Source organism: Streptomyces sp. NPDC045899 (assembly GCF_056431485.1).
The window spans coordinates 262,168-288,996 of the sequence record NZ_JBWKKP010000009.1 but is presented as its reverse complement, the minus strand read 5'-3'; the positions used below and the strand labels follow the sequence as shown (position 1 = coordinate 288,996).

The 26,829-nt window shown below is 73.0% G+C and carries 25 protein-coding genes, 2 tRNA genes and 1 pseudogene; 5 read left to right on the top strand and 23 right to left on the bottom strand.

Annotated elements, in window-relative coordinates; genetic code table 11:
• Positions 1–243: 243 nt before the first annotated feature.
• Complete coding sequence (locus AC07FT_RS16520) at positions 244–1,143, top strand: hypothetical protein (protein WP_479176782.1); 900 nt, start codon at positions 244–246, stop codon at positions 1,141–1,143.
• A gap of 16 nt (positions 1,144–1,159) precedes the next feature.
• On the opposite strand, the gene holA is transcribed toward AC07FT_RS16520, so the two are convergent.
• From holA to AC07FT_RS16505, 3 genes are all read right to left on the bottom strand, one after another.
• On the bottom strand, positions 1,160–2,149 hold the full coding sequence (gene holA, locus AC07FT_RS16515) for a DNA polymerase III subunit delta (protein ID WP_471204495.1): 990 nt from the start codon (positions 2,147–2,149) through the stop codon (positions 1,160–1,162).
• 95 nt (positions 2,150–2,244) lie between these two features.
• The gene (locus tag AC07FT_RS16510) at positions 2,245–2,523 is read right to left on the bottom strand and encodes a hypothetical protein (protein ID WP_471204497.1); all 279 of its coding nucleotides are present in this window, start codon (positions 2,521–2,523) and stop codon (positions 2,245–2,247) included.
• Positions 2,524–2,580: 57 nt separating this feature from the next.
• Positions 2,581–3,249, bottom strand: coding sequence for an O-methyltransferase (locus AC07FT_RS16505; protein ID WP_471204499.1), 669 nt, complete (start codon positions 3,247–3,249; stop codon positions 2,581–2,583).
• A 58-nt stretch (positions 3,250–3,307) separates the two neighbouring features.
• Here AC07FT_RS16505 and AC07FT_RS16500 point away from each other — a divergent pair, with 58 nt between their 5' ends.
• Positions 3,308–4,204 (top strand): winged helix-turn-helix transcriptional regulator, encoded by an 897-nt coding sequence (locus tag AC07FT_RS16500; RefSeq protein WP_471204501.1) that lies wholly within the window; start codon positions 3,308–3,310, stop codon positions 4,202–4,204.
• 140 nt (positions 4,205–4,344) lie between these two features.
• Positions 4,345–4,812: a pyridoxamine 5'-phosphate oxidase family protein gene (locus tag AC07FT_RS16495; RefSeq protein ID WP_479176805.1), complete on the top strand. Its 468-nt coding sequence runs from the start codon at positions 4,345–4,347 to the stop codon at positions 4,810–4,812.
• Here the strand turns inward: AC07FT_RS16495 and AC07FT_RS16490 are convergent.
• The 9 genes and pseudogenes from AC07FT_RS16490 to AC07FT_RS16450 form a co-directional block, all read right to left on the bottom strand.
• Positions 4,808–7,363, bottom strand: a pseudogene (locus tag AC07FT_RS16490) (ComEC/Rec2 family competence protein); the annotation flags it as partial. The gene AC07FT_RS16495 and the pseudogene AC07FT_RS16490 overlap by 5 nt on opposite strands.
• Positions 7,360–8,364, bottom strand: a complete 1,005-nt coding sequence (locus AC07FT_RS16485; protein ID WP_479176781.1) for a ComEA family DNA-binding protein — start codon at positions 8,362–8,364, stop codon at positions 7,360–7,362. The pseudogene AC07FT_RS16490 and the gene AC07FT_RS16485, both read right to left, overlap by 4 nt.
• Positions 8,365–8,703: 339 nt before the next feature.
• Entirely contained in the window at positions 8,704–9,549 is an 846-nt protein-coding gene (locus AC07FT_RS16480) for a DegV family protein (protein WP_431771005.1), read from the bottom strand.
• A 134-nt stretch (positions 9,550–9,683) separates the two neighbouring features.
• Positions 9,684–10,430 (bottom strand): hypothetical protein, encoded by a 747-nt coding sequence (locus AC07FT_RS16475; RefSeq protein ID WP_479176780.1) that lies wholly within the window; start codon positions 10,428–10,430, stop codon positions 9,684–9,686.
• A 124-nt stretch (positions 10,431–10,554) separates the two neighbouring features.
• Entirely contained in the window at positions 10,555–13,431 is a 2,877-nt protein-coding gene (leuS, locus tag AC07FT_RS16470; RefSeq protein ID WP_479176779.1) for a leucine--tRNA ligase, read from the bottom strand.
• A 277-nt stretch (positions 13,432–13,708) separates the two neighbouring features.
• Positions 13,709–13,781: transfer RNA gene (locus AC07FT_RS16465), tRNA-Ala, on the bottom strand.
• A gap of 102 nt (positions 13,782–13,883) precedes the next feature.
• Complete coding sequence (locus AC07FT_RS16460; RefSeq protein WP_176183008.1) at positions 13,884–14,117, bottom strand: hypothetical protein; 234 nt, start codon at positions 14,115–14,117, stop codon at positions 13,884–13,886.
• Positions 14,118–14,122: 5 nt separating this feature from the next.
• Entirely contained in the window at positions 14,123–14,281 is a 159-nt protein-coding gene (locus AC07FT_RS16455) for a hypothetical protein (RefSeq protein ID WP_254740416.1), read from the bottom strand.
• A 77-nt stretch (positions 14,282–14,358) separates the two neighbouring features.
• Positions 14,359–15,864, bottom strand: a complete 1,506-nt coding sequence (locus AC07FT_RS16450; RefSeq protein WP_479176778.1) for an MFS transporter — start codon at positions 15,862–15,864, stop codon at positions 14,359–14,361.
• Positions 15,865–16,046: 182 nt separating this feature from the next.
• Here AC07FT_RS16450 and AC07FT_RS16445 point away from each other — a divergent pair, with 182 nt between their 5' ends.
• Positions 16,047–16,997 carry a helix-turn-helix transcriptional regulator gene (locus AC07FT_RS16445; RefSeq protein WP_479176777.1) on the top strand — a complete coding sequence of 317 codons (951 nt, stop codon included), beginning with the start codon at positions 16,047–16,049 and terminating at the stop codon, positions 16,995–16,997.
• Positions 16,998–17,057: 60 nt separating this feature from the next.
• Here the strand turns inward: AC07FT_RS16445 and AC07FT_RS16440 are convergent.
• The 7 genes from AC07FT_RS16440 to AC07FT_RS16410 all read right to left on the bottom strand — a co-directional run bounded on the left by AC07FT_RS16440 (position 17,058) and on the right by AC07FT_RS16410 (position 21,440).
• Positions 17,058–17,130: transfer RNA gene (locus tag AC07FT_RS16440), tRNA-Ala, on the bottom strand.
• 72 nt (positions 17,131–17,202) lie between these two features.
• On the bottom strand, positions 17,203–17,856 hold the full coding sequence (locus tag AC07FT_RS16435; protein WP_471205535.1) for a histidine phosphatase family protein: 654 nt from the start codon (positions 17,854–17,856) through the stop codon (positions 17,203–17,205).
• Positions 17,853–18,293 carry a ribosome silencing factor gene (gene rsfS / locus AC07FT_RS16430; protein ID WP_254740422.1) on the bottom strand — a complete coding sequence of 147 codons (441 nt, stop codon included), beginning with the start codon at positions 18,291–18,293 and terminating at the stop codon, positions 17,853–17,855. The genes AC07FT_RS16435 and rsfS overlap by 4 nt, the downstream gene beginning before the upstream one ends.
• Positions 18,294–18,466: 173 nt before the next feature.
• Positions 18,467–20,308, bottom strand: coding sequence for an LCP family protein (locus tag AC07FT_RS16425; RefSeq protein ID WP_479176776.1), 1,842 nt, complete (start codon positions 20,306–20,308; stop codon positions 18,467–18,469).
• Between the two features lie 14 nt (positions 20,309–20,322).
• On the bottom strand, positions 20,323–20,934 hold the full coding sequence (nadD, locus tag AC07FT_RS16420) for a nicotinate-nucleotide adenylyltransferase (protein ID WP_471205419.1): 612 nt from the start codon (positions 20,932–20,934) through the stop codon (positions 20,323–20,325).
• 59 nt (positions 20,935–20,993) lie between these two features.
• The gene (locus AC07FT_RS16415) at positions 20,994–21,161 is read right to left on the bottom strand and encodes a hypothetical protein (RefSeq protein WP_254740426.1); all 168 of its coding nucleotides are present in this window, start codon (positions 21,159–21,161) and stop codon (positions 20,994–20,996) included.
• 126 nt (positions 21,162–21,287) lie between these two features.
• Entirely contained in the window at positions 21,288–21,440 is a 153-nt protein-coding gene (locus tag AC07FT_RS16410; protein WP_254740428.1) for a hypothetical protein, read from the bottom strand.
• 104 nt (positions 21,441–21,544) lie between these two features.
• Between AC07FT_RS16410 and AC07FT_RS16405 the strand changes: the two genes are divergently transcribed.
• Positions 21,545–22,702, top strand: a complete 1,158-nt coding sequence (locus AC07FT_RS16405; protein ID WP_479176775.1) for a M48 family metallopeptidase — start codon at positions 21,545–21,547, stop codon at positions 22,700–22,702.
• A gap of 41 nt (positions 22,703–22,743) precedes the next feature.
• On the opposite strand, the gene AC07FT_RS16400 is transcribed toward AC07FT_RS16405, so the two are convergent.
• The 4 genes from AC07FT_RS16400 to AC07FT_RS16385 all read right to left on the bottom strand — a co-directional run bounded on the left by AC07FT_RS16400 (position 22,744) and on the right by AC07FT_RS16385 (position 26,589).
• A complete protein-coding gene (locus AC07FT_RS16400; RefSeq protein WP_479176774.1) occupies positions 22,744–23,826 on the bottom strand; it encodes an SCO2583 family membrane protein in 1,083 nt (360 codons plus the stop codon).
• Positions 23,827–23,971: 145 nt separating this feature from the next.
• Entirely contained in the window at positions 23,972–24,610 is a 639-nt protein-coding gene (locus AC07FT_RS16395) for an SCO2584 family spore wall biosynthesis protein (protein WP_479176773.1), read from the bottom strand.
• Between the two features lie 106 nt (positions 24,611–24,716).
• Positions 24,717–26,015, bottom strand: a complete 1,299-nt coding sequence (locus AC07FT_RS16390; RefSeq protein ID WP_431771013.1) for a glutamate-5-semialdehyde dehydrogenase — start codon at positions 26,013–26,015, stop codon at positions 24,717–24,719.
• Between the two features lie 91 nt (positions 26,016–26,106).
• Entirely contained in the window at positions 26,107–26,589 is a 483-nt protein-coding gene (locus tag AC07FT_RS16385; RefSeq protein ID WP_432039194.1) for a hypothetical protein, read from the bottom strand.
• Positions 26,590–26,829: the final 240 nt, after the last annotated feature.

The following is a 26,829-nucleotide window of genomic DNA, read 5'->3' as shown; positions in this document are numbered from 1 at the left end:
GATGCCTCACGGGGTGCACACCGCCCCGATCGGGGCGGATCCCGCCCCATCCGCCGGTCCGGGCCCAGCGGTCCCTCTCACCCGCTCCGACCGGCTGCCGACAGCTTGACTGCGGCACCGCGCCGCACACGGCCTGCGTTCGCCACGCGGGTGCGGCGCACAGCATTCCACCGGGAAGCCCCTCGCCGTCCTTTCCCCAGGACAGCGAGGGGCTTTCCCTGTTTTTTCGGGTATGTTCACGTCATGTCGATACCGGGGGAGACACCCAATCCGTACGGGCAGCCTCGGCCGCCCCAGCAGCCTCAGCACAGCGCCTACGGCGTGCCCCAGCAGCCCCAGCCGCAGGCAGCCAATCCCTACGCCCAGCCCACGATGGCCGCCATGCCCGCGGCCGGGTACGGACAGACCGGCGCCCCCATGGGCATGTCGCCCGCGATGCCCCCGGGCGTCCCGGCGGGCGGCGGCGGCAAGGGTGGCAAGGGCTGGCTGTGGGGGCTCGGCGGGGCCGTCGTCGCCTCGGCGGTGTGGGCCGGTGCCGTACTGGCCACCGGAGGGTTCGGCGGCGGCGAGAAGAAGGAGAAGCCCGATCTCGCCGGGTACGTGTACACGGACAACCTGTGCGACTCGACCGACACCGAGACCTTCGAGACCGAGGGGTACGACAAGAAGGACGCCAGCAGCTCCAGCACGTCCAACCCGACGCACAGCAGCTCCCAGGACCCGGCCCTGGACTCGATGACCTGCAACATCGACTTCAAGCCCGACACCGCCTCCAGCAGCGACTACTCCTCGGTGTGGCTCTACACCACGGCGTCGCGGCACAAGAAGACCAATCCGGCGCCGGAGTTCGAGGCCACCTACCGGGCCTACGAGGACCAGAAGTCCTCCAGCTACAGCTACGAGGTCAAGGCGGTCGGCGGCCTGGGCGACGAGGCCTACGTGGTGACGCAGACCAACCGGTCCAGCTCCAGCACCACCGGGGCGTATGTGATCCTCGCGGTCCGCGACGGCTGGGTCACCTATCAGTCCACGTGGTCGGAGTACATCTCCAGCTCGTCCGACTCCAGGGCCAAGACGAGCGACGAGGCCACCGACATGCTGAAGAAGAGCGCCAAGGCCACGCTCGAGAAGATGCGGGACTGATCCGGGAGGCCCGTCCCTAGGAGCGGCCCGAACGGGCGGCGCGGGCGATGGCCACGACGGCCTTCTCCAGGGCGTACTCCGGATCGTCCCCGCCGCCCTTGACCCCCGCGTCCGCCTCGGCGACCGCGCGGAGCGCGACCGCCACCCCGTCCGCCGACCAGCCCCGCATCTGCTGCCGCACGCGGTCGATCTTCCATGGGGGCATACCGAGCTCCCGGGCGAGATCGCCGGGCCGCGCGCCGCGCGGGGCCGAGGCCAGCTTGCCGATGGCGCGGACGCCCTGGGCCAGGGCGCTGGTGATCAGCACCGGGGCCACCCCGGTGGCCACCGCCCAGCGCAGCGCCTCCAGCGCCTCGGCCGCCCGCCCTTCGACGGCCCGGTCGGCGACGGTGAAGCTGGACGCCTCGGCGCGGCCCGTGTAGTAGCGGGCGACGACGGCCTCGTCGATGGTGCCCTCGACATCGGCGGCCAGCTGCGACACCGCGCTGGCCAGCTCGCGCAGATCACTGCCGATGGCATCGACCAGCGACTGGCACGCCTCCGGGGTGGCGGACCGCCCCGTACCGCGGAACTCCGAACGCACGAACGCCAGTCGGTCGGCGGGCTTGGTCATCTTGGGGCAGGCGACCTCGCGCGCCCCGGCCTTGCGGGCCGCGTCGAGCAGCCCCTTGCCCTTGGCCCCGCCCGCGTGCAGCAGGACGAGGGTGATCTCCTCGGCGGGGGCGCCGAGATAGCCCTTCACGTCCTTGATGGTGTCGGCCGACAGATCCTGTGCGTTCCGCACCACGACCACCTTGCGCTCGGCGAAGAGCGAGGGGCTGGTGAGCTCGGCGAGGGTGCCGGGCTGGAGCGCGTCGGGGGCGAGATCGCGCACATCGGTGTCCGCGTCGGCCGCGCGGGCGGCCGCCACGACCTGCTGCACGGCGCGGTCGAGCAGCAGGTCCTCCTGCCCCACGGCGAGGGTCACGGGGGCGAGCGGATCGTCGGTCGTCGTCTTCCTGGCCATCGCGGTCCAGCATCCCACGGACCACCGACATCCCCCGCCGGCCGGCCGGGCGGTCCGGGGGGCGGTGGCCGGGCTCGCCGAGGGGGCGCGGGCCGCTATTCGGCCTCGAGCCAGCCCTCGTGCTCCTCGGCGAACGCCTCCAGCGCCGCCGGGTCCAGTTCCCCGGCCGGGTCCTCGACCACCACCAGCCACTGGGCGTCCTCGGCGTCGTCCTCCCCGGCGAGCGCGTCCCGGACCAACTGGGGCTCGTGGGCGACGCGGAAGCGCCGGGGAAGCGCCTCGGCGACCTCTTCGGCCGCGTCGCGGTCAGGCAGCACCAGGATGTGCCGGGCGCCGTTCAGTCCTTCTTCGATCACCGGGACATTGTCCGGCATGGGGCGCGCGGCGCGGCCGCCGGGCGGCCCGGGGGCCCGGTGCCCCCAGCCGTGATCTCAGCCGGTGACCAGGGCCAGGGTGAATCCGTCGTACCCCTTCTCGCCGACCGTCTGCACCGCGGTGGCCGTCAGCCGCGGCTCCCGGGCCATCAGCTCGGTGAACCGCCGGACGCCCTGGACCTTGGGGTCGGTGCTGGTGGGGTCGGTCACCGCGCCGTCCCGCACCACGTTGTCGCCGATGATCAGGCTGCCGGGGCGGGTCAGCCGCAGCGCCCACTGGAGGTAGCCGGGGTTGTTCGGCTTGTCGGCGTCGATGAAGACCACGTCGAAGGGGTCCTCGCCGTCCTCGGCCAGCCGCGCCAGGGAGTCCAGCGCCGGTCCGGTGCGGATGTCCACGACGTCCGCGAGCCCTGCCTGCGCCACGTTGGCGCGTGCGACCTCGGCGCACCGGGGGTCGGTTTCCAGGGAGACCAGCCGGCCGTCCGCGGGCAGGGCGGTGGCCAGCCAGATGGTGCTGTAGCCGCCGAGGGTGCCGATCTCGAGCACTCGGCGCGCGCCCCGGATCCTCGTCAGCAGATGCAGCAGCTTGCCCTGGTTGGGGGCCACCTGGTGCGGCGGCAGACCGGCCGCCGCGCTGAGGTCGAGCGCCGCGTCCAGGGCCGGGTCGGCAGGGGTGAGCAGGGCGTTGAAGTAGGCGTCGACCTCGGTCCACCGAGCCAGCGACATCAGTGAGTTTCCTTTCGGAACGTACATGGTTTCGAAGAGGAACTTACTATGGGCGGCGATGACAAGGAAGCGAGACCTCGACGATGTCTGCGGCATCGCCCGGACCGCGGGTGTGCTCGGCGACTGGTGGAGCCTGCTCGTCCTGCGTGAGATCGCGCGCGGGCACACCCGTTTCGACGAGCTGGCCCGGGAGCTGGCCATCTCCCGCAAGGTGCTGACCGAACGGCTCAAGGCACTGGTCGACCACACGGTGCTGGAACGCCGTCCCTACCAGGACCGGCCGGTCCGTCACACCTACGAACTGACCGAGCGGGGGCGGGCGTTCCTCCCCGTGTTGATCGGTATGCAGGACTGGGCCGACCGCTGGCTGTTCGGCGACGGCACCCTGACCGCGACCGCCGAGGACGGCAGCGCGGAGACGGCCCGGGTCCGCGAGCTGGTGGGCGGCGCCGTACCGCCCGGCCTCACGCTCACCGGCTCCGACGGCTCCACCCATGACGTGGTCGCCGAAGACAGCCCGGTCACGGTGCTGTTCACCTATCCCGCGACCGGAATGCCCTCACCGCTGCCGGACAACTGGGCGGACATCCCCGGGGCGGTGGGCTGCACCCTGGAGAACCGGCTGTTCCGCGATGCCTGGGAGTCCTTCCGCGCGGCGGGCGCGGCGGTCCGGGGGGTGAGCACCCAGCGCCCCGATGAACAGGCCGCCTTCGCCGCCGCCGAGAAGGTGCCGTTCCCGCTGCTGTCCGACGGCGAACTGCGGTTCGCCGCCGCGCTGCGGCTCCCCTCCTTCCGCGCGGCGCAGCAACTCCGCCTCAAACGGCTGATCCTGGTGGTTTCCGGGGCGGACCGCACCGTCCGGCACGCGCTCTACCCGGTGACCGACATCCCGGCGGCCGTCGGCGAGGCCCTGTCCCTGGCCCGGAGAACCGCGGACACGCTCCCGGCGTCCTGACATGCCCTGACGCCCTGGCTCCCTGCCGCCCTGGGCGCCGTCGTACGCCCCCGGCCCTACGTCGCGCGCCCGAAGCGCCGGGCAGCGCCGCGCGGATAGCGTGCGCGCGGGAGCAGCGGACGAGAGGGGCGGAGCGGATCATGGCGGATGGTTCGGTGGCGGTGCGCGATCAGCGGCGGCGCAAGAAGGACCTGCTGGAGCGGCTGGCGCGGGAGGCGGACATCTGGGTGGCCTCCGCCGACGCACACGGGGTGCCCTGTCTGGTGCCGCTGTCGTTCCTGTGGGACGGCGAAGCGGTCTGGCTCTCCACCCGCCGGACCAATCCCACCGGCCGCAATCTGAGCGAGGTCGGCCGGGCCCGGCTCTCCCTGGCCGACACCCGGGATGTGGTGCTGATCGCGGGCACGGTGGAGGTGTTCGGCCTGGACGAGGTGCCGGCCGCCACCGCCGATGCCTTCGCGGCCACCTCGCGGTGGGATCCCCGGCGCCCGGGGAACGGACCTTCCTACGCCTACTACCGGGTGGCGCCCACCGAGGTGCAGGTCTGGTACGAGGAGGCCGAACTTCCGGCCCGGCACCTGATGCGCGACGGCGTGTGGGCCGTCTGAGCACCGCGCGGAGCGCGGGGCCGGTCACGGCGACCGGACCGTCGGTGTCGGTCCGCAGCACCGCCGCGCCCCGGGCGCGCAGGGCCGCCACGGTACGCGGGGACGGGTGTCCGTACGGATTGTCCGCACCGCAGGAGATCAGCGCGAGGCGCGGACGGAGGCGGTCCATCAGCCGGGGGTCCTGGTAGGCGGAGCCATGGTGGGCGACCTTGACCACATCGACCCGGGGCAGTTCGGGGTGGGCCGCGAGCAGGGCGCGCTGGGCGGGTGGTTCGAGATCGCCGAGCAGCAGGAGGGTCAGCCCCGCGGTGCGCACCAGCAGGGTGACGCTCGCGTCGTTCGCCCCCTCCGTCGGCGGTACGGCGGGTGCGCCCGGGGGTACTGCCGGGGACGGCGGCGCGGGCCACAGGACCTCCCAGGACAGCGATCCGATCCGGCGGCGCTCCCCCGGCTCCGCCACGACCACCGGAACCTGCGCTTCCCGCGCGCGGCGCCGTACGGACCCGGCCTGGCCGGGCGGCTCCGCCAGACTCGTGGTCTGGATGGCGCCCACCCCGCGCCCGCGCAGCGCGCCGGTCAGACCGGCCACATGGTCGGCGTGGAAGTGGGTGAGGACCAGCAGGGGGATCCGGACGATACCCAGGGAGCGCAGACAGCGGTCCACGGCCCGGGGCTCGGGGCCGGTGTCCACCACGACCGCCGTCCCCGGCCCGGCCGCCAGGACCAGTGCGTCCCCCTGCCCGACATCACAGGCCACCATCCGCCAACCAGGCGGTGGCCAGCCGGTGATGACCCGGGCCAGCGGCGCCGGGCGGACGATGGCCAGCAGCAGGACCAGCACGCACACCGCGCACAGCCATCCGCGGCGCAGCACCCGGCGGCCCACCAGGACGGTGGCCACCGTGGCCAGGGCCAGCAGCAGCGCGCCGGTCCAGCCGCCCGGCCAGTCCAGCTCCGCGCCGGGCAGGGCCGCGCCCCGCCGGGCCACCTCGGCGATCCACTCCGCGGGCCATCCGGCCGGGTGGGCGATCCATCCGGCGAGCGGCGGGGCCAGCGGGGCCACGGCGAGCGCGGCGAACCCCAGGACGGTGGCCGGGCCGACCGCCGCCTCGGCCAGCAGATTGCAGGGGACCCCCACCAGGCTCACCCGCTCGGCGAGCACCACCACGACCGGGGCGCACACCGCCTGGGCGGCCGCGGCCGCCGCCAGCACCTCCGCCCAGCGCGGCGGCACACCACGCCGGCGCAGCGCCGCGGACCACCCCGGCGCGAAGGTGAGCAGCGCGCCGGTGGCCAGGACGGAGAGCGCGAAACCGTAACTCCGGGCCAGCCAGGGGTCGTAGAGCACCAGCGCCAGAACGGCGGCGGACAGGGCGGGCAGCAGTGATCTGCGCCGTCCGGTGCCCAGGGCGAGCAGGGTGATCAGCCCGCACACCGCCGCGCGCAGCACACTGGGCTCGGGGCGGCACACGATCACGAAGCCCAGGGTGAGCGCGCCGCCGAGCACGGCTGTCGTCCTCAGCCGCAGCCCGAGGGCGGCCGCCAGCCCCCGCCGCTCGGCCCGTGCGGCCAGCCGGGGCGGTCCGGTCAGCAGGGCCAGGACGAGCGTCAGATTGCTGCCGGAGACCGCCATCAGATGCAGCAGATCCGTGGCCCGGAACGCCTCGTCGAGATCGGGCGGCACCCGGGAGGTGTCCCCCACGACCAGCCCCGGCAGCAGCGCCCGCGCGTCCGCGGAGAGCCCGTCCGTGGCGCTCCGCAGCCCCTCGCGCAGCCGTCCCGCCCGCTTCTGGAGTGCGCTCGGGGCACCGGTCACCCGCGGCGGCCCGCCGCCGTCGACCCGCACCACGGCCGCGACCCGGTCCCCGTCGCGCAGCGGCGGCGCCAGTCGGCCGTGCACCCGCAGCCGGGTCGAGGGCAGCAGCGCGAGCCAGCGCGCCCGTTCCCGCTCGGCGCCCGCCCGGACCGTCATCAGCACCGGAGCGCGGGTGGCGGTCGTGGTGCCGTCGGGTCCGGTGATCCGGCCGACCTCCGCCTCGACCACCACCGCCACGGGCGCGAGCGCGGCACCCCGCACCCGGGGGCGGGTGAGCCGGGGATCGGCGGTGATCTCCACCTCGGCGGTGACTCCCGCGTACTCCCGGGCCAGCTCCGGGACCGGGCCGTGCCGCACCTCGGCCGCGTGCAGTGCGGCGACCGCCCCCGCCGCGGCACCGCACAGCAGTGCCGCGGCCGCCGCGCCCGCCGCACGCCCGTGCCACCCGGCCCCGCGCCCCCGGGAGTTGGCGGCCCGCCCCCCGGAACCGGGGCGGGGCGCGCGGCGGCGGGTCCGGAGCAGCAGCACGCCCGCCACGAGGCAGGCCACGGCGCAGCCCACGGCGACGGTCCGGCCCGGTGTGCCCAGGGCGATGCCCGCGGCGGCCCATGCCGTGAGGGCGGGTGGCACCAGGCGGAGGTCCGGCGGTCCCTCCTGGCGGGGCTCGGACGCGCCGCGCGGTGAGGCCGCCGCGGCATGCACCGCCGCGCGGGCCCGGGTGGGCTGAGTCGTCATGGGGTGACCAGCGGACGCAGATCGGCGAACCGGCGCTCACCGATGCCGTTGACCTCGCGGAGTTCGTCGACGCTGCGGAAACCGCCGTGCTGGGTGCGGTAGTCGATGATGTGCCGCGCCAGCACCGGACCGACGCCCGGCAGGGTGTCGAGCTGCTCGGGGGTCGCGGAATTGAGGCTGACCGGGGTGCCGGGCGCCCCCGGTCCGCCCGTGGACCCGGGAGCCCCCGCGGCGCCGCTGCCACTGCCCGGTGCGCCGCCCGCTCCCGCGCTCCCGGCCGCGGGCGGGCCGCCGCCCGGGGCCTGTCCCGCCCGGGCGCCGACCACGATCTGTTCACCGTCGACCAGCGGGCGGGCCCGGTTCAGCCCGCTGGTGTCCGCACCCGGCCGCACCCCGCCCGCCGCCGCCAGCGCGTCGTCCACCCGCGCGCCCGTCGGCAGCGTGCGCAGCCCCGGGCGGCGGACCTTGCCGGTCACATCGACCACGACCGAACGCCCCGCGCCCGGCCCGGCCCGCCCGTCGGAGGGCCGCCCGCCGGGGGTGGGAACGGACCCCGCGGGCGCGGCGCGCGGCGGCTCCGGTTCCGGAGCCCGCACGGTCTGCGGACGGCCGGTCCAGAAGTGGTGCACCGCGAAGGCCACCGCCACCAGGAGGGCGACCGTGAGCGCCGCGAGGGTTCTGAGCCGCATACCGCAGCGCACCTGGAGCCAGGTGGGCAGCCGCTCCCGCACCATGAGCCGGAACCGCTGCCCCCGCCCCAAGGTCACTCGGCCGGACCCGGCTCCGGCCTCACCGACCCCGACCTCATCGGCCCCCGTGACGTCGGCCCCCTCCGGTCCGTCAGCGCCGCCGGCCCCCTCGGCCCCTGCCGGTCCGTCCCGGCTGCCGAGCGCACGCGCCCCGTGCTGCCCCTCCCGCCCGCCGCCGGGCGGGCCCGCGGTCCGCACCGGCGCCCCCGGCCCGGCCAGCAGCGCCGCGGCCCGTGCCGAAGGCGAGGTCACGGGCGCCCGCGGAGGTACGGACGCGGGTCCGGGTGGGAGTGCGAGCGCAGGCAAGGGCGACGCCACACCCGCGCATGTCCCGGGCCGGGCGCCCCGGCCGCGCAAGCGGCCCGCACCGCGCCCACGATGGCGACCGCGCTCCGCACCGATGATTACTGTCTGTGACGATGACCTCATGCCTCCCGACGGTAGGCACATCCGGCCGAACCCGCCGGGACGCCCCATATCCCGGGGACAACCCGGCGGTTGTGGATATCCCGACCACCCCGACGGGTGAACGAGCTCCCGCTTCGGCCGCGGCTCCCGCTTCGGCCGCCGCTCCCGCCACGGCCGCCGCTCCTATCGCGGCGAGACGATCGCGCCCAGCAGCCCCGGCCCCGTGTGGGCGCCGATCACCGCGCCCACCTCCCCCACATACAGCTCCACCAGCCCCGGCACCCGCTCCCGCAGCCGCTCCGCGAGCCCCGCCGCCCGCTCCCCCGCCGCCAGGTGCTGCACCGCGATGTCCACCGGGCTCTGCCCGGCCCGCTCCACCACCAGCTCCTCCAGCCGCGCGATGGCCTTCGAGGCGGTGCGCACCTTCTCCCGCAGTTCGATCCGCCCCTCATCGAGCTGGAGCAGCGGTTTGACGGCCAGTGCGGAGCCGAGCAGCGCCTGCGCCGTCCCGATGCGGCCGCCACGCCGCAGGTAGTCGAGGGTGTCCACGTAGAAGTAGGCGGCCGTGCCGTCGGCCCGCTTCTGAGCCGCCGCCACGGCGTCGTCCAGCGAGCCACCGCCCTCGGCCGCCTCGGCCGCCGCCAGCGCGCAGAAGCCCAGCGCCATCGCGACCATGCCGCTGTCCACGACCCGCACCGGCACCGGGGCGTCCTGGGCGGCGAGCACCGCCGCGTCGTGGGTACCGGAGATCTCGGCGGACAGATGGAGGGAGACGATGCCCGTCGCCCCCTCCTCGGCGGCGGCACGGTAGGCCGCCGCGAACATCTCGGGGCTGGGCCGGGAGGTGGTCACCGGCCTGCGCTTCTGGAGGGCCTGCGCGAGGGAACGCGCCGAGATCTCGGTGCCCTCCTCCAGGGCCCGGTCTCCGAGCACCACCGTCAGCGGAACGGCGGTGATGCGGTGCCGCTCCATCGCCTCCTTCGGCAGGTACGCCGTTGAATCGGTCACGATCGCGACATGGCGGGACATGACAGGGAGGTTATCGGGGGACGCGCCGGGCCGACAGCGCGACCCCGCCGGACGATCACTGACCGTATCGGTCAGGGCCGTGTCCGGCCCACCCGGGTCGGCACTGCCCGCTACCGCCCGCGGTCCGTACCGCGTCAGGCCGTGTTCTCCGGACGGGCGGATTTCCGCCACGGCTTCTGCCAGGCGTAACCCTCCGCGCGGGGCGTCGTACCGATCGACGGCGGCTCCTGGGCAGGTGCCCGCCCGGCAGCCCCCTCGGAGGCACTCCGCCCCGAGGACGCGGACGGGGAAGCAGCCGCCGAGGGAGCCCCGGACGCGGACGCTGACGGCTCCTCCGACTCCGACGTCCAGTGCCGCAGCGCCCCCGTCTCCACGTCGATCTCGCGTCCCAGCGCGTCCAGATCGTCCCGGGCGAACTCCAGGGCACGGTCCCGCGCAGCCCAGCGCAGCGAGTCCGCGGAGTGGGTGATCCGCTGGGTGCGGTCACGCAGCTCGGGCAGCAGCGAGGTGACCCTGGCCTTGTCGGGGTCGCGCTCCAGCCGCTTCAGGTCCTCCTCCAGTTCCCGCCCGTGCTCGGAGAGCCGCCGGAACAGCCCCAACGACTCCGAGAGCGAGCGGTCTTGCTCCGCCGAGGCGGTCAGCGCCTGCTCGGTGGCGTGCATCGAGGAACGCAGGGCCAGCCGCAGCTCGGCCAGCTCACCGGCGGTGCCCGGCTGGGCGAACTGGCGGGCCCGCAGCCGGGTGTCCTCCACCGACCGCCGGGCCTGGTGCACCGTGCGGTCGATGCCCCGCTTGGCCGCCTTGACCGCCCGCGCGGTGGCGTAGACACCCACCCCGGCACAGACGAGGAACAGCACCAGCAGGATCCAGATCGCTTCCATGTGCGCTCCTTGGCGTCGGTCACGGCGGCGGCACGCGGCAACGGCACTCGTCCCTCCACCCTAAACGGACCGGGCGGGGGGTTCCTGAGGAACCCCCGGCCCGCCCGTACGGGGAGGTGCCGGATCAGGCCGGAACGATGTTGACCAGCTTCGGCGCGCGCACGATCACCTTGCGGATGTCCGCGCCGTCCAGCGCCGTCACCACCGCCGGGTCACCCAGGGCCAGCTTCTCCAGCTCGTCCTCCGTGACCGAGGGGGAGACCTCCAGCCGTGCCTTGACCTTGCCCTTGATCTGCACGACGCAGGTCACCGTCTCGTCCACCACATAGGCCGGGTCGGCGGCCGGGAAGGGCTCGTGGACGACCGAGGTGGTGCGGCCCAGCTTGCGCCACAGCTCCTCGGCGATGTGCGGAGCCAGCGGGGCGATCAGCAGCACCAGGCCCTCGGCCACCTGGCGCGGCACCTCGCGCACCTTGGTGACGTGGTTGTTCAGCTCGGTGATCTTGGCGATGGCGGTGTTGAACCGCAGCCCCACCATGTCCTGCCGGACCCCGTCGATCGCCTTGTGCAGGGCGCGCAGCGTCGCCTCGTCGGGCTCCGCGTCGACGACGACGGCCTCGCCGGTGTTCTCGTCCACGACATTGCGCCACAGCCGCTGCAGCAGCCGGTACTGGCCGACGACCGCGCGGGTGTCCCAGGGGCGCGAGACGTCCAGCGGGCCCATCGCCATCTCGTACAGCCGCAGGGTGTCGGCCCCGTACTCGGCGCAGATCTCGTCCGGCGTGACGGCGTTCTTCAGGGACTTGCCCATCTTGCCCAGCAGCCGGGTGACCTTCTCGCCCTGGTACCAGTAGGCGCCGTCGCGCTCCTCGACCTCGGCGGCCGGAACGGCGATGCCCCGGCTGTCCCGGTAGACATACGCCTGGATCATGCCCTGGTTGAACAGCTTGTGGAACGGCTCGGCCGAGGAGACGTGGCCCAGGTCGAACAGCACCTTGGACCAGAAGCGCGCGTACAGCAGGTGCAGTACGGCGTGCTCGGCGCCGCCGACGTACAGGTCGACTCCGCCGGTCGGCTGTCCCTCGCGCGGGCCCATCCAGTAACGCTCGATGTCCGGGTCGACCAGCCGGTCCTCGTTGCGCGGGTCCAGGTAGCGCAGCTCGTACCAGCAGGAACCGGCCCAGTTGGGCATGGTGTTGGTCTCGCGGCGGTACGGGCGGGGGCCACGGCCGTCGCCCAGGTCCAGCACCACGTGGACCCAGTCCTCGTTCCGGGACAGCGGGGTCTCCGGGGAGGTGTCGGCGTCGTCCGGGTCGAAGGTGCGCGGCGCGTAGTCGTCGACCTCGGGCAGCTCCAGCGGCAGCATCGACTCGGGCAGCGGATGGGCGATGCCGTCCTCGTCGTAGACGATCGGGAAGGGCTCGCCCCAATAGCGCTGACGGCTGAACAGCCAGTCGCGCAGCCGGAAGTTGACGGTGCCCTCACCGATACCGCGGGCCTCCAGCCACTCGGTGATACGGGCCTTGGCCTCGACGACACCCAGACCGTCCAGCGAGACGGACTCCCCCGCCGAGTTGACGATCTTCGCGTCGTACGAGGCGAAGGCGTCGTCCCAGGCGGACGGGTCGGTGCCGCGGTCGTCCGACGGCTCGACCACACAGCGCATGGGCAGCTCGAAGGCGCGGGCAAAGGCGAAGTCACGGCTGTCATGGGCCGGAACGGCCATGATCGCGCCGGTGCCGTAGCCCATCAGCACATAGTCCGCGATGAAGACCGGCACCGGCTCGCCGCTGACCGGGTTGACCGCGAACGCGCCGGTGAAGACACCGGTCTTGTCCTTGGCCTCGGCCTGCCGCTCCACATCGGACTTGGCAGCGGCCTGTTTCCGGTACGCGGCGACGGCCTCGGCCGGGGTGGCGTGCCCGCCGGTCCACACCTCGTGGGTGCCCTCGGGCCAGGCGGCCGGGACGATCTCGTCCACCAGGCCGTGCTCGGGGGCCAGCACCATGTAGGTGGCGCCGAACAGGGTGTCCTGGCGGGTGGTGAAGACGGTGATCTTCGCCTCGGGGCGGTCGGCCACCGGGAAGTCCACCCGGGCACCCTCACTGCGCCCGATCCAGTTGCGCTGCTGCAGCTTGATGGCCTCGGGCCAGTCCAGCGGATCCAGGTCCGACAGCAGCCGGTCGGCGTAGGCGGTGATGCGCATGTTCCACTGGCGCAGCTTGGCCTTGAAGACGGGGAAGTTGCCGCGCTCGGAACGGCCCTCCGCGGTGACCTCCTCGTTGGCCAGCACGGTGCCCAGCCCGGGGCACCAGTTGACGGGCGCGTCCGAGGCGTAGGCCAGGCGGTAGCCGCCCAGGACGTCGGCGCGCTCGGCCTCGGTCAGCTCGGCCCAGGGGCGGCCGTCGGGCGTCGGGCGCTCACCGGAGGCGAACTGCTCGACCAGGGTGGCGATGGGGCGGGCGGTCCGCGCCTCCTGGTCGTACCAGGAGTTGAAGATCTGCAGGAAGATCCACTGGGTCCAGCGGTAGTAGTCCGGCTCGATCGTCGCGAAGGAGCGGCGCGGGTCGTGGCCCAGGCCCAGCCGGCGCAGCTGGCGCCGCATGTTCTCGATGTTGGCCTCGGTGCTCACCCGGGGGTGGGTGCCGGTCTGCACCGCGTACTGCTCGGCGGGCAGGCCGAAGGCGTCGAAGCCCAGGGTGTGCAGGACGTTGTGGCCCGTCATGCGGTGGTAGCGGGCGTAGACATCGGTGGCGATGTAGCCCAGCGGATGTCCGACGTGCAGTCCGGCACCCGACGGGTACGGGAACATGTCCATGACGAACTTCTTGGGCCGGGCGGCGGCCTCGGTGTCACCGGCCAGGTCACCGCTCGGGTTGGGCGCGTCATACGTGCCGTTCGCGTCCCAGAAGTCCTGCCAGCGGGCTTCGATGTCAGCGGCCAGGGCGGCCGTATAGCGGTGCGGCGCGGCCACCTCGGCCGCGGCAGTGGTCTCGCTCATGATCCTCAAAGCTCCATCGGTCGTCTCTGCCTGCGGTAGGGAACGGCTCCCTCTGGCCCTTCGAAACAAAAAGACCCCTCGCACAGGAGGGGACGCCGCGCCGATGCCGACCGGAGCAGTTCTCGGTCGGCCCTGGATCAGCGCGGCCCGCTAAGCAGAAGGCGTACGGCACGCATGGAGTCAGGTTACCGCAGGGGGGCAATGGCTCGCAGTGAGGGAATCGCGACAGACAAAAGAGACGGACCATCCATATCGGACAGTCCGTCTCCGGTCACTGTGGAGCTAAGGAGAATTGAACTCCTGACCTCCTGCATGCCATGCAGGCGCTCTACCAACTGAGCTATAGCCCCAGGTCTTGCTCCGCCCGGTTCCCCTCGGCGGCATCGCCTACATTACACGGACGCCCCGGCCTTCCGCCAAATCGATTGCCGCGGGGGCCGGAGCGGGCCCGGTCACGCCGTCGCGAACGAGTAGAAACGCTTCAGCGTGCAGTGCTCGTCGAGGAGCCGGCCGTAGATCGGCTCACCCTCGAGCTCCCGGTAGGTCTCGATGGGATCGCCCTTGATGATCAGCGCCCGTGCGCACTCCGCGCACCAGTACTGGTAGTCGGAGTTGAGCGGCTCCATGTCGCGGACGATCGGCGTGCCGCTGCCGCACCAGTCACATTTCCGGCTGTGTGCTCCCATGTCACTCAGCTCCAGCTGTGCCCGCAGGCCGTACACACGTAGGAAACACCGCCGTTGTCGCCGAGGACCTGAGCCACTTTGCCGGAGCCGCAGGACGGGCAGGCGATGCCCGGCCGATCCGTGTCGGACAGGTCCTCGATCGCGTCGAGGATGCTGGTCGGCATCCCACCTGCCCTCCCCATCGGACTGTCGGCCCCTGCCCCCTCCGGCCGTCCGATTCTGCCACGGGACGACGCCCAGGTCAGCGGAGATGCCTCACACGCCTCGCCAGACCGAGCAGCGTTCCGCATGCCGCCGTCGCGGCCAATGCGACGCAGGTCACCCACAGGGCGTCGGCCGAGGCGCGCGCTCCGGGCGCCGCGCCCTCCGCCGCGGTCAGGAAGACCGTGCCGAAGACCGCGATTCCGCTCAGCATTCCGAGTTGAGCCGCCGTCACCAGAACGCCGCTGGCGTCCGCCGCGTCCTGCTGCCGCACGGTCGCCAACGTCCGCGTCAGCACGGGTCCATAGGCGAGCGAGAGACCCGCTCCGGTACCCGCCAGCACGAGGTAGAGCCAGAGGCCGCCGTCGCCCCCGTCGCGCAGCACCAGACCGAGTCCGGTGAACGACACGGCCGCCAGCGCGAATCCCCCCGGTACCAGGGCGGGCTGCCAGCGCACGGGCAGCTTCTGCCAGTTGAGCGCCAGCGTGCCGAACGCCGCAGCCGAGGGCACGAAGGTCAGCCCGGCCCGCATCGCGCTGTAGCCGAGCCCGCCCTGGACGTGCAGGGTGGTGGCGAACAGGAAGCCGCCGTTGGCCGCCATCCCCAGCATGATGCGGACCACCGCGACCACCATCCCGGGCGCCCGCAGCACCCGCGGGGCGATCAGCGGCCTGCCGCCGCGCCGGGCCAGCCGCGCCTCGTATCCGGCGAACAGCGCCGTCAGGACCACGCTCAGGCCCAGCATGACCCAGCCCCACAGCGGCCAGTCCCGCTCCGGTCCGAGCACCATGGGCACCGTGAACAGCAGGACCGCCGCGGCCAGCAGCACCAGACCCGGCAGGTCCAGCCCGCCGCGGAGCCCGCCGGCCTGGCCGCGCGCCTCCTCCGGCGGGCCCATCAGCCGCGGCCCGAGGACGAGGAGCAGCAGCCCGATCGGCACGTTCACCAGGAAGACCGGACGCCAGCCGGTGCCCATCAGGTCGGCCTCGACGAGCACACCGCCCACGACCAGTCCGGCGGCGGCCCCCGAGGCGAGCACCGCGGAGTACATGCCGAGCGCCCGGGCCCGCGAACCGCCCGTGTACGTCCGCTGGATGAGGGTGAGCACCTGCGGCAGCATCATGGCCGACGCCGCGCCCTGGATGAACCGGAAGGCGATCAGCTGTCCGGTGCCATCGGCCAGACCGCAGGCCAATGAGGCGGCGGTGAACCCGGCGAGCCCGGACAGGAACATCCGCCGATGGCCGAAGAGAGCGCCGAGCCGGGCTCCGGTGATCAGTAGTACGGCGTAGGCGATGGTGTACCCGGCGATGACGAGCTGGAGTCCGGCGTCGGAGGCGTGCAGATCGGTGCGCACGGTCGGTGCCGCGACATTGACGATGAAGACGTCGAGCACGGCCATGAGCTGGCCGGTCAGCACGATCGCGAGCAGCCAGCCGGGGCGCGGGGCCCGCCGGGCGGCGGGGACGGCGGGAATGTCAGTGGGCCGGTCTTCACTGGGTGCGGAGTCCTCGGCGGGGAGGGGGGTGATCGGGGTGTGCGTCATGAGCCGAGCGTGCGGGCCCGCCGGTACCGGTAACGAGAGCCCGCCGATGCTGGTAGTGGCAGCACCTGGAAGTCTCCGGCCGCCACCGGGAGCATGGAGGACCGGCGGCCCCTCGCGCGGGAGCCGTCACGGGGGCGTCCGCCACGGGGGAGGGCGCCGCCACGGGGACAGGGGGATCGACGATGAGCGTGCACACCGCGGGGCACCGGCAGACCGTCCAGCAGCGGCGGCGGCCCGAGCTGGCCGCGTTCCTGCGCAGCCGCCGGGCCCGGGTGACCCCGGCGGACGTGGGGATGGCGCCCGGGCTGCGCCGCCGCACCCCCGGGCTGCGCCGGGAGGAGGTCGCCCAGCTCTCCGGGGTCGGTGTCACCTGGTACACCTGGCTGGAGCAGGGCCGCCCGATCAACGCGAGCGTGCAGGTGCTGGACGCGGTCGCGCGCACCCTGCGGCTCGACCCGACCGAGCGCGAGCACCTGTACCACCTGGCCGAGGTCCCGTACGTCCCGGACCGCGCGCGGGACGCGGGCACCGTCGGCCCCGAGGTGCAGGGCATCCTGGACGCGCTCGATCCGCTCCCGGCCGTGGTCTACAACACCCGCTACGACATCCTGGCGTACAACGCCGGTTACCAGCACCTGTTTCCGTCGATGCTGCTGACCGCACCGTCCGAGCGGAACGTGCTGTGGCAGCTCTTCGTCAACCAGCGCTGCTGCGTCGCGCTGCACAACCTGGACCAGGAGCTGCCGGTCATCGTGGGCACGCTGCGCGGTGCGTACGGACGGCATGTGGGCGAGCCCGCGTGGGAGGAGTTCCTCACCCGGCTGCTGGCCGCCAGCGATCACTTCGCCCGGCTCTGGCGCACCGGGGACGTCGCCCCGCCCGGTTCACGGATCAAGGTGGTGCAACACGCCTCGGTCGGCGCGATACGGCTGATCTCCACGTCGATGCAGATCAACGGGGCGCCGGAGAACCGGGTCGTGGTCTACACCCCGGACGGTGAGGAGAGCCGGCTCTTCCTGGAGCGGCTGCGGGGCATCCACGACCCGCTGATCGGCTGCTCCGCCCATGTCCGCCCGCTCTCCGCGATGCGGGCGGCACGCGACGAGCGGGGCCGGTCCGCCGACCATGTGTGACGGGCCGGGAAAAGCAGCGGTCCCGCCCCCTCGGAAGGGGACGGGACCGGTGCGGTGCTGTGGAGCTAAGGAGAATTGAACTCCTGACCTCCTGCATGCCATGCAGGCGCTCTACCAACTGAGCTATAGCCCCGCTGTTCTCTGCGCCGGAGCGCCTCGAACGAGTAGGAGCATAGCCGGTGACCAGCCGGAAAAGGAAATCCGCTCAGTCGTCGTCGCCGAGCACCGGCTCGGGCAGCGATCCGGCGTTGTGCTCCAGCAGCCGCCAGCCGCGCACCCCCTCGCCCAGCACCGACCAGCAGCAGTTGGACAGACCGCCCAGCGCCTCCCAGGTCCGGGGTTCCAGACCGAGCAGCCGGCCGATGGTGGTGCGGATGGTGCCGCCGTGGCTGACCACCACGAGCGTGCCGCCGTCGGGCAGCTTGTCGGCGCTCTCCAGGACCACCGGGGCGGCCCGGTCGGCGACCTCGGTCTCCAGTTCGCCGCCACCGCGGCGGATGGGCTCACCGCGCTTCCACGCGGCGTACTCGGTACCGAAGCGCGCCATGATCTCGTCGTGGGTGAGCCCCTGCCACTGTCCGGCGTAGGTCTCCCGGAGCGCCGCGTCGTGGGAGACCGACAGACCGGTGACCGCCGCCAGCTCGGCGGCGGTGGCCGCGGCCCGCTTGAGGTCGGAGGCGACGATCGCGTCCGGCTTCAGCGCGGCCAGCAGCCGGGCCGCGCGGCGTGCCTGCGCGACCCCGGTCTCGGTCAGCTCGATGTCCAGGGAGCCCTGGAAGCGGCGCTCGATGTTCCAGGCCGTCTGGCCGTGCCGCCACAGGACGACACGGCGCCCCCGGCCACCGGTGGTGCCGTTCAGCTGAGCTCACCGCCAGCGGGGCCGCCGTCGCCGTGGGCCTGCGCGTACTCCTCCGCCTTGCCGCGGGTGGCGACGGCGTCTTCCGGGAGCTCCAGCTGCGGGCAGTCCTTCCACAGCCGCTCCAGGGCGTAGAAGACGCGCTCCTCGCTGTGCTGGACGTGCACCACGACGTCCACGTAGTCCAGCAGCACCCAGCGGGCCTCGCGGTCGCCCTCCCGGCGCACCGGCTTGGCGCCGAGCTCCTTGTTCAGCCGCTCCTCGATCTCGTCGACGATCGACTTCACCTGCCGGTCGTTGGGCGCCGAGGCCAGCAGGAAGGCGTCGGTGATCGAGAGGACGTCGCTGACGTCGTACGCGATGATGTCGTGCGCGAGCTTGTCGGCGGCCGCCTGGGCGGCGGCGTTGATGAGCTCGATGGAGCGGTCCGTGGCGGTCACAGGCTGGCTTTCGGTCGTCTTCGTACCCCGAGGGTCTGGCACCCCAAGGGTCTCACGCCCCGCCGCCGCCCCGTCGTGCCAGGACGGTGCCAGGACCGGCGAGCGCCCCGCACACGGCACGGCGGCCGCCCGGAGGCGGCCGCCGCGGTGGTCCGGCGGAGGGGTCGGGGCGCTCAGCTCCCGCCGCCCCGGTAGTCCCGGCCGAGGACGACGGTGATGTCCGCGTTGGCCGCGCCCTTGCCCTTGCGCACCGCGCTCGCGGGCAGGCCCAGGGTCTTGGCGACCTCCTTGGCCTGGGCCGCCTGGGCGGCCCGGACGTAGGTGACCCGCGAGACCGACTGCGGGGTGCCACCGCCCTCGGTCGCGGAGACGACCGTGAAACCGCCGTTGACCAGTGTCACCCGGGCCGATCCGGCCGCGTCCGCGGTGCCGCCCGCGTTGGTCACACTGACCCGGGGGGCGTCGCCCCCGGTGTTCTTGACCGCGCCGCCGAGGACGTCCTTGACCACGTGGTCGGTGGACCGCGCGCTGAGCGTGCCGTCCTGGCGCACCGGCAGCATCGCGGTGTCGTAGTCGCCACCCTTGGCCTGTCCGGCCAGCCGGGCCAGTGAGGCGCCGAGCTGCGCTTCCGACAGCGACGGATCGGGGATCTGCGCCAGCGACTCCACGGTGCTGGTCGCGCCCTTCTCATCGCTGGACAGCTTCTTCAGCGCCGCGTGCATGACCTGTCCGAACCGGGCCAGCTGCTTGGTCTGGGGCTCGCCCGGCGCCCGGTACGTGGCGTAGGCCACGGCGCCCTGGCCGCCCAGGGGCTGCTCCGGGCCCTTCTTCACCAGCGGAGCGGCGCCCTTCTGCCGGTCCGGCACGACCGCGTCGGTGGTCACGGTGATCCCGCCGACCAGCTCGACCAGGTTCTCCAGGTACGGGGTGTCCAGCCGCCAGGTGCCCTGGATCCGCGAGCCCAGCAGGGTGCTCAGGGACTCCCGGGTGGAGTCCGAACCCTCGTCGGTGACCGACTTGCCCAGCGTGGTGGAGCCGCCCTCCTCGGTGGAGACGGACAGCGCGTTGGGCAGCAGGACGGTGGTGCCCTTGCCCGTGGTCTCGTTGTCCACCAGCAGCGCGGTGGAGCTGCGGCCGCCCTTGGTCTCGCGCAGGTGGACCACGATCACATCGCGCTGCTGCGGACCGCCCGCCGTCTCGTCGGACGTCCCGCCGGACAGTCCCGGCAGCTTGCCCGCGGCCCAGAGGTAGCCGACCCCGCCGGTGGCGGCCAGGACCAGCACCACGATCAGGGCGACCATGCGGTTGCGGCCCTTGCGCTTGCGCTCGTCCCGCCGCTCGGTGCGGGTCTCGGCGAACTTCAGCCAGTCGATGACGTCGTCGGTTTCCTCGTCCTCCTCCTCGACGAAGGAGAACTGCTCGGTCCGGTAGTCCTCGTCGGGGTCGCCCTTCGCCCCCGCCGGGCCGGATGCCCCCGCAGCGCCCGGCCCGCGGGCGGGCTCCGGCTCGTCCACGGCGGGCCCGGACCGCTGCTCCTCCCGCAGCGCCTCGGGGCTCAGCTCCTCATACGGGTGGGCCTCGCGCTGCGGCGGGACGGTGGGGGCGGCGTAGTCATAGCCGTAGCCCTGCTGCTGGGTGTCGTACGGGTACTGCTGCGGAGCGGTGTACGGGTCGTACGGCTGCGCCTGGGGCTGCTGCTGGGTCTGCGGCTGCTGCGCCTGCGGATGCGCCGCCTGGGCGTGCTGCTGGGCGTGCTGCTGCTGGACGTAAGGGTCGTAGCCGTAGCCGCCCTGCCCCTGCTGTCCGCCCTGGGGCGGCGCCTGCCCGTACGGGTCGTACCCCTGCCCCGGCTCATGGCTCCGCTGCGGGTCGTAACCCTGCTGCGGGTCATAGCTCTGCTGCCCGGCCTGCGGCTGGTAGACCGGACGCCCATAGGCGTCATAGCCGTAGATCTGCGGCTCCGGGGCGTACGGATCCTGCGCGTACGGGTCGTACGGGTCCTGTCCGTCATTCACCGGGCGTACCCCTATCAGCAGTCGTGCCGGTACAGCTCGCGCTTGTCGATGTAGCGCACCACGCCGTCCGGCACCAGGTACCAGACGGGTTCGCCGTGCGCGACGCGCGAGCGGCAGTCCGAGGAGGAGATGGCCAGCGCGGGCACCTCGACCAGGGACACCCCGCCCTCCGGCAGACCCGGGTCGGCCAGTATGTGCCCCGGCCGGGTCACTCCGATGAAGTGGGCGAGCGAGAACAGCTCTTCGGCGTCGCGCCAGGTGAGGATCTGGGCGAGCGCGTCCGCGCCGGTGATGAAGAACAGGTCCGCGTCACCGTTGGACGCCCTGAGGTCCCGGAGGGTGTCGGTGGTGTACGTCGGCCCGCCGCGGTCGATGTCGATGCGGCTGACCGAGAACTGCGGGTTGGAGGCGGTCGCGATGACCGTCATCAGATAGCGGTCCTCGGCCGGGGAGACCATCTTGTGGCTCTTCTGCCACGGCTGCCCGGTGGGCACGAACACCACCTCGTCGAGGTGGAACTGCGACGCCACCTCACTCGCCGCGACCAGGTGTCCGTGGTGGATCGGGTCGAACGTCCCGCCCATCACACCGAGCCGCCGCTTGCCGGGCACCTTCTGCTCTTCCATGCGTGCAGACCCTACTGGGCCCGGTCCGCGGCCGGGGCCCGCAGGGTCCACGGCCCCGGTCAGCGGTCCCGGTTGAAGCGGGTGGTGATCCACAGCAGCAGCAGCAGGATGAGCAGCGCGCCACCACCGGTCACGTACGGGCTGATGCTCGCGTGGGTGTCGGTGTGGTGCTCGCCACCCTCGGCGGCAAGGGTGGCCAGGGTGTGTGCGGTGCTGTAAGCGCTCATCGCGGGGCACTACCTATCGGGGTCTAGGCGTCGAATCACGTCGGCCACATCGTATGCGAGCCGTGTTCGGCCCCGCTCTCCGCGCCGCCCCTCCGTCCCGTACCCGGTCGGGGGTTGGGCTCGGGGTCAGTCCTGCTTGCCGTAGCCGCGCAGCAGGAACCAGGCGAGCAGGACCGCTCCCACCACACCGACGACGATGATGGTGCGCAGCAGCGCACCCGGTCCGGCGTCCTTGGAGTTGGCGGCGAGCACTTCGGTGAGGCCAGTCATATCGGGCATGTCTCCACGCTAACGCCCCGCCGGTCAGGGCCTAGGCTGGGGTCCGCCGGGGGTAGGGGCAGGACCGAGGCGGCCCGGCGCGGTATCGGCTACGAGGGGGCCACATGGGCGACAGCAGCACCTTTGGACAGGGCGGCGGACAGGAGCGGGCGCCGGGTCGCAGCCGGCGGCGGTTCCCGGGCATCTCGTCACGGGCGTACGAGCACCCCGCGGACCGCTCGGCGCTGGTCGCCCTGCGCAAGCTGACCGGCTTCGACACCGCGTTCAAGGCGCTGAGCGGGCTGCTGCCCGAGCGCAGTCTGCGGCTGCTGTACCTGTCGGACTCGGTCCGGGTGAGCGACCGGCAGTTCGCGCACCTCAACGACATGCTGCGGGACGCCTGTTACATCCTGGACCTGGAGAAGGTCCCGGCGATGTACATCACCCAGAACCCGCAGCCGAACGCGATGTGCATCGGTATGGACGAGCCGATCATCGTGCTGACCACCGGGCTGGTGGAGCTCCTCGACGAGGAGGAGATGCGGGCGGTCATCGGCCATGAGGTGGGCCACGCGCTCTCCGGCCACTCGGTCTACCGGACGATACTGCTCTTCCTCACCAGTCTCGCGCTGAAGGTGGCCTGGATCCCGCTGGGCAACGTGGCGGTGCTGGCCCTGGTGACGGCGCTGCGCGAATGGTTCCGCAAATCGGAGCTGTCGGCGGACCGGGCCGGGCTGCTGGTGGGCCAGGACCTCCAGGCGTCGATGCGCGGGCTGATGAAGCTCGCGGGCGGTCACCACCTGCACGAGATGAACGTGGACGCGTTCCTGGAGCAGGCGGAGGAGTACGAGTCGAGCGGGGACCTGCGCGACTCCGTCCTCAAGATCCTCAACATGCTGCCGCGCAGCCACCCGTTCACCACGGTGCGGGCCGCCGAGCTCAAGAAGTGGGCCGCCGGCCGTGACTACCAGCGGCTCATGGACGGGCACTACCCGCGGCGCGACGAGGACAAGGACACCTCGGTCGGCGAATCGTTCCGCGAGTCCGCCAACCACTACGCGGAGTCGGTGCGCACCAGCAAGGACCCGCTGATGTCGTTCGTGCGGGACGTGGCGGGCGGCGCCGGGGACCTGGGCAGCAAGCTGCGGGACCGGTTCAGCGGCGGTGGCCGTCCCGGCGGGGAGACGCCCCAGGGGCCGGACCGGGAGGGCGGCTCCGGCGGGGACGGCACGGACCGCGAGGACGGGCCGGAGGACGGACCCGATACCCCGCGCAAGGGCTGAGCCATGCCGTAGCGGGCCCCTCGCGGAACTCACGTGCCCGCCTACGAGCCGCCGCCCGTCCGGGGCTGAGAGCCAGGCGTCAGGGCGCCGCAGAGCGAGACGGGCGTCCGGCCCGGTGCGTACGGGTCGGTGCCGTCCGGGACGTCGCCCCTGGCGCTCTGTCCGGCGAGCAGCGGCCGCAGATAGCCGGAGGCGTTGGCCGCACACGACTGCGGGCCCGCCAGCACGGCGCTCTGCACCAGCTCCAGATGGTGGTCGCGCAGATCCTCGCGGTCGAAGCGGAACCGCGACTCGCGCCGCACGGTGAACAGCGCGGCATGGTCCGTGCCGCGCTCATGGGCCCGCTGCACCGCGTAGACGAAGACGTGGTCGGCGGTGATCTCCAGGGTGGCGGGGCTGCGCTCGACGACGCTGAGCGTGCCCCGCACCCGCACCGGGCTGTCGGCCAGGGTGACCTCGGCCGGGTTGAAGCGGGTGAGCCAGCCGGTGGCGGCATGGCGCCCGTCGTCCACCGGATGCTCGAAGCTCTGATCGAACTGGTGCTGCTGGGCCGGGTCCAGCAGCAGCCGCACCATGCGCACCGGGCCGCCGGTGAGCACACGGGGGTCGAGGGCCGAGGTGACCACGTACTCCTTGGCCGTGGTGAGCGCCGCCATCACCTGGCTCTCGGTGAAGCTGCGGGTACGCCGGGCCCCGGGCAGCGTGACCCCCTGGGCGCCGGTGCGGAACTCGGCGGCCGGGCTGTCGCGGAAGAGCTTCTCCGGCGCCCCGCCGGGCACCTCACCGCGCGGCGCCAGCGGCACCACACTGCTGCGCAGCGGTTCCACGGTCTGCGGCGGCGGGGCCTGGTAGGGGTGGCGCACCCCCATGTAGACGGCCGCGGCGAAAGCGAGGGCGATCAGCAGGATGAGGACGACGGCCTGCCGGGACGCCCCGGCCCTGGCCCAGGCATGACGACTGCGCACCGCCCGCGCGTGCTCGCCCATGCGCTCCCGGGCCGAGAACTCCTGGAGCCGGGCAGCACGAACGAACGACTCGTCGAATACGACGGAGCGGTACTCGTCCTCACCACCTCCCGGGACGCCGTCGGGTGTCCCCTCGGGAGGGTCTCCACGCCCGGTCATACCTCAAGAGTAGGTCGCGGGGGGCACCGGTAAACGCGGCCGTACTCCACAACTTCGGACGGCTCCGGGAGGAAACGCCGCATACCGCGCGACGTGCTAGAGGGGCCTCGGCGCGGGGTCCGGGCGGGCCCCGGAGCGGGGGCGCTCAGGGCGAGCGGCGGACGCTGGAGGCGGGGGGCGTCTCGGACTCGGCCGGGGAGGGCGGAGAGGGTTCCAGCCGCGGCGGTCCGGTGGGACTGCCGTCGACCCCGCTGGTGGCCGGCGGCGGGGACGGGTCCTGGCGGTTCCCCGAAGCGCCCCGGAAGACGGCGGTGAAGGCCAGGGCCACCACCCCGACGCCCATCAGGACGGCCAGCAGCCAGGCCACGGGGCGCTGCCAGCGGGCATGGCCGCGATAGGGCCGCCCGGCGTCGCCGTACCGCCCGTAGGGGCCGTACGGGCCGTAGAGGCCATCGGGGTCCCGGTCGTAGCCGAAACGGCCGTCAGGGTCGGTGTCATCGGGGTCGTAGCCGTATCCGGCCTCGCCGTCCGGCCCGTAACCGTCCTCGAACGGCTCGTCCTCGGAGGGCACCCCGGCGGGGCGCCGCCGGGACGCCTCGGCCTCGGCACGGGCCTCGGCGGCCGCCAGCATCCGTTCCACCGCGGTCGGTTCATGGATCAGGGCCGACCGTACGAAGTCCTCGTCGAAGACCACGGCGGCGAACTCGTCGTTCGCCTCTCCGTGGCCGCGGTCGTCGGGCTCGTCGCCGTTCGGGAACGGCGTGCCCCCCACGTCGTCCGGCACCCGTTCAGAGTAGACCGGACGGGTCAATTTGGGCAGGGCGAAATGGTATTCGGGGGAAGATCCACCCCAGGGGAACCCGCCGTCGGGTATCCCCCGAACGGGTGAGTCAGCGGGTGTGTCCGTCGCCGGTGACGATGTACTTGGTCGAGGTCAGCTCGGGCAGACCCATGGGACCGCGGGCGTGCAGCTTCTGGGTGGAGATACCGATCTCCGCACCGAAGCCGAACTGACCGCCATCGGTGAAACGCGTCGAGGCGTTGACGGCGACCGTGGTCGAGTCCACCAGTTGGGTGAACCGCCGGGCGGCCGCCTGGGACGTCGTCACGATGGCCTCGGTGTGGCCGGAGGACCACAGCCGGATGTGGGCCACCGCGGCCTCCAGGGAGTCCACCACGGCCGCCGCGATGTCGTACGACAGGTACTCGGTCTCCCAGTCGTCCATCACCGCCGGGACCACGGTGGCCTTGGCGCCCTCGGCCAGCGCCAGCACGCGCTCGTCGGCGTGCACGGTGACCCCGGCGTCGGCCAGCGCGTCCAGGGCACGGGGCAGGAACTCACCGGCGATGTCCTGGTGCACCAGCAGTGTCTCGGCCGCGTTGCACACGCTCGGCCGCTGGGCCTTGGAGTTCACCAGGATGTCGACCGCCATGTCGAGGTCCGCCTGGGCGTCCACGTACACATGGCAGTTGCCGGTACCGGTCTCGATGACCGGCACCGTCGACTCCTCGACGGTGGTGCGGATCAGGGAGGCGCCGCCGCGCGGGATCAGCACGTCCACCAGACCGCGGGCCCGCATCAGCTCACGGACCGACTCCCGGCTCTCACCGGGCACCAACTGCACGGCGTCCGCGGGCAGTCCGGCGCCGCCGACGGCGTCCCGCAGGACCTTCACCAGCGCGCTGTTGGAGTGGTACGCGGACGAAGAGCCGCGCAGCAGTACGGCGTTGCCCGACTTCAGGCACAGCGCGGCCGCGTCCACCGTCACATTGGGCCGGGCCTCGTAGATGATGCCGACGACACCGAGCGGTACCCGCACCTGGCGCAGGTCGATCCCGTTGGGCAGCGTCGAACCGCGCACCACCTCGCCGACCGGGTCCGGCAGCGCCACCACGTCCCGGACGTCCGAGGCGATGGCGCGCACCCGCTCGGGGGTGAGGGTCAGCCGGTCGACGATGGACTCGCTGGTGCCCGCCGCACGGGCCCGCTCCACATCGGTCGCGTTCGCCTCGATGATCTCCTTGGTGCGCACCTCGAGCGCGTCGGCCATCGCGAGCAGCGCGTCGTCCTTGACGGCGCGCGGCAGCGGGGCGAGATCGGCGGCCGCGGCACGGGCCCGGTAGGCGGCCTGGAGGACCGGAGACTTCGGCCAGGGGTCGGTGAGCGGCGACGTGGGTGCGCTGGTCATGCACGCAGCCTACTGAGCCCGCGCGCCCGATCTGCCCTCTGTTCCGCTCTTCGAGATGGTGTTCTCACATTCCGGGGGCGCACATCCGTCCTCAGAACGGGTGCACACCCACCGGGGAGGCGGGTGGCGGACCGTAGCCCTCCGCGATCCGCTGGTGATACGTGTCACGGTCGATGACCTCGAGTCCCACGATCTCCCACGGCGGGAGGTTGGCCGTGGAGCGGTGCTCACCCCACAGCCGCAGCGCGACCGCCGCCGCGTCATGCAGATCACGGGCCTCTTCCCAGTACCGGATCTCGGCGTGATCGTTGGCGTAGCGGCTGGTCAGCAGGAAGGGGTGGTCATGGGCCAGCTGCTCCAGGGCCCGGCGGACCTCCCGCAGCGGCGCCTCGACGCCCGAGACGCTGAGGGTGATGTGCCACAGCCGGGAGCTCTCCACGCGCCCGGCGGCCCGCGCCGCGGTCTCCCCGGTCCCGGCCTCCACGGCCGAGGTACCGGTATCGCCCGTTCCGACACTGGTCAGGGTGCGCTCCGCCGCCCCTCTGGGCGACGCCCCCGGGCGCCCTCGTCTCACCGGCGGCCTCCTGTAGCTCGCTGCTCCGCTCGTCCGCGGGCGGAGCACTAGTGGCGGTGTGGCGATGGTCCGCGGCTTCCGCTTACGCTCCGGGGCCGCCGCGGCCCACCACGGGCCCGCTGCCCTCGCGGCCCCGTGGAACAAAGTTGACCAGCCGCGGGGGTGCCGCGGGGCCTTTTTGCACAAGGTCTCCAAGGAATGACGCGGAGTTGTCGCGAATTCCTCCCCACTTTCCCTCCA

Bases quoted from the DNA above. Each gene is read 5' to 3' on its own strand.
- AC07FT_RS16520 (WP_479176782.1), top strand. From the start codon at position 244: ATGTCGATACCGGGGGAGACACCCAATCCGTACGGGCAGCCTCGGCCG.
- holA (WP_471204495.1), bottom strand. From the start codon at position 2,149: ATGGCCAGGAAGACGACGACCGACGATCCGCTCGCCCCCGTGACCCTC.
- AC07FT_RS16510 (WP_471204497.1), bottom strand. From the start codon at position 2,523: ATGCCGGACAATGTCCCGGTGATCGAAGAAGGACTGAACGGCGCCCGG.
- AC07FT_RS16505 (WP_471204499.1), bottom strand. From the start codon at position 3,249: ATGTCGCTGGCTCGGTGGACCGAGGTCGACGCCTACTTCAACGCCCTG.
- AC07FT_RS16500 (WP_471204501.1), top strand. From the start codon at position 3,308: ATGACAAGGAAGCGAGACCTCGACGATGTCTGCGGCATCGCCCGGACC.
- AC07FT_RS16495 (WP_479176805.1), top strand. From the start codon at position 4,345: ATGGCGGATGGTTCGGTGGCGGTGCGCGATCAGCGGCGGCGCAAGAAG.
- AC07FT_RS16480 (WP_431771005.1), bottom strand. From the start codon at position 9,549: ATGTCCCGCCATGTCGCGATCGTGACCGATTCAACGGCGTACCTGCCG.
- AC07FT_RS16475 (WP_479176780.1), bottom strand. From the start codon at position 10,430: ATGGAAGCGATCTGGATCCTGCTGGTGCTGTTCCTCGTCTGTGCCGGG.
- leuS (WP_479176779.1), bottom strand. From the start codon at position 13,431: ATGAGCGAGACCACTGCCGCGGCCGAGGTGGCCGCGCCGCACCGCTAT.
- AC07FT_RS16460 (WP_176183008.1), bottom strand. From the start codon at position 14,117: ATGGGAGCACACAGCCGGAAATGTGACTGGTGCGGCAGCGGCACGCCG.
- AC07FT_RS16455 (WP_254740416.1), bottom strand. From the start codon at position 14,281: ATGCCGACCAGCATCCTCGACGCGATCGAGGACCTGTCCGACACGGAT.
- AC07FT_RS16450 (WP_479176778.1), bottom strand. From the start codon at position 15,864: ATGACGCACACCCCGATCACCCCCCTCCCCGCCGAGGACTCCGCACCC.
- AC07FT_RS16445 (WP_479176777.1), top strand. From the start codon at position 16,047: ATGAGCGTGCACACCGCGGGGCACCGGCAGACCGTCCAGCAGCGGCGG.
- nadD (WP_471205419.1), bottom strand. From the start codon at position 20,934: ATGGAAGAGCAGAAGGTGCCCGGCAAGCGGCGGCTCGGTGTGATGGGC.
- AC07FT_RS16415 (WP_254740426.1), bottom strand. From the start codon at position 21,161: ATGAGCGCTTACAGCACCGCACACACCCTGGCCACCCTTGCCGCCGAG.
- AC07FT_RS16410 (WP_254740428.1), bottom strand. From the start codon at position 21,440: ATGCCCGATATGACTGGCCTCACCGAAGTGCTCGCCGCCAACTCCAAG.
- AC07FT_RS16405 (WP_479176775.1), top strand. From the start codon at position 21,545: ATGGGCGACAGCAGCACCTTTGGACAGGGCGGCGGACAGGAGCGGGCG.
- AC07FT_RS16400 (WP_479176774.1), bottom strand. From the start codon at position 23,826: ATGACCGGGCGTGGAGACCCTCCCGAGGGGACACCCGACGGCGTCCCG.
- AC07FT_RS16390 (WP_431771013.1), bottom strand. From the start codon at position 26,015: ATGACCAGCGCACCCACGTCGCCGCTCACCGACCCCTGGCCGAAGTCT.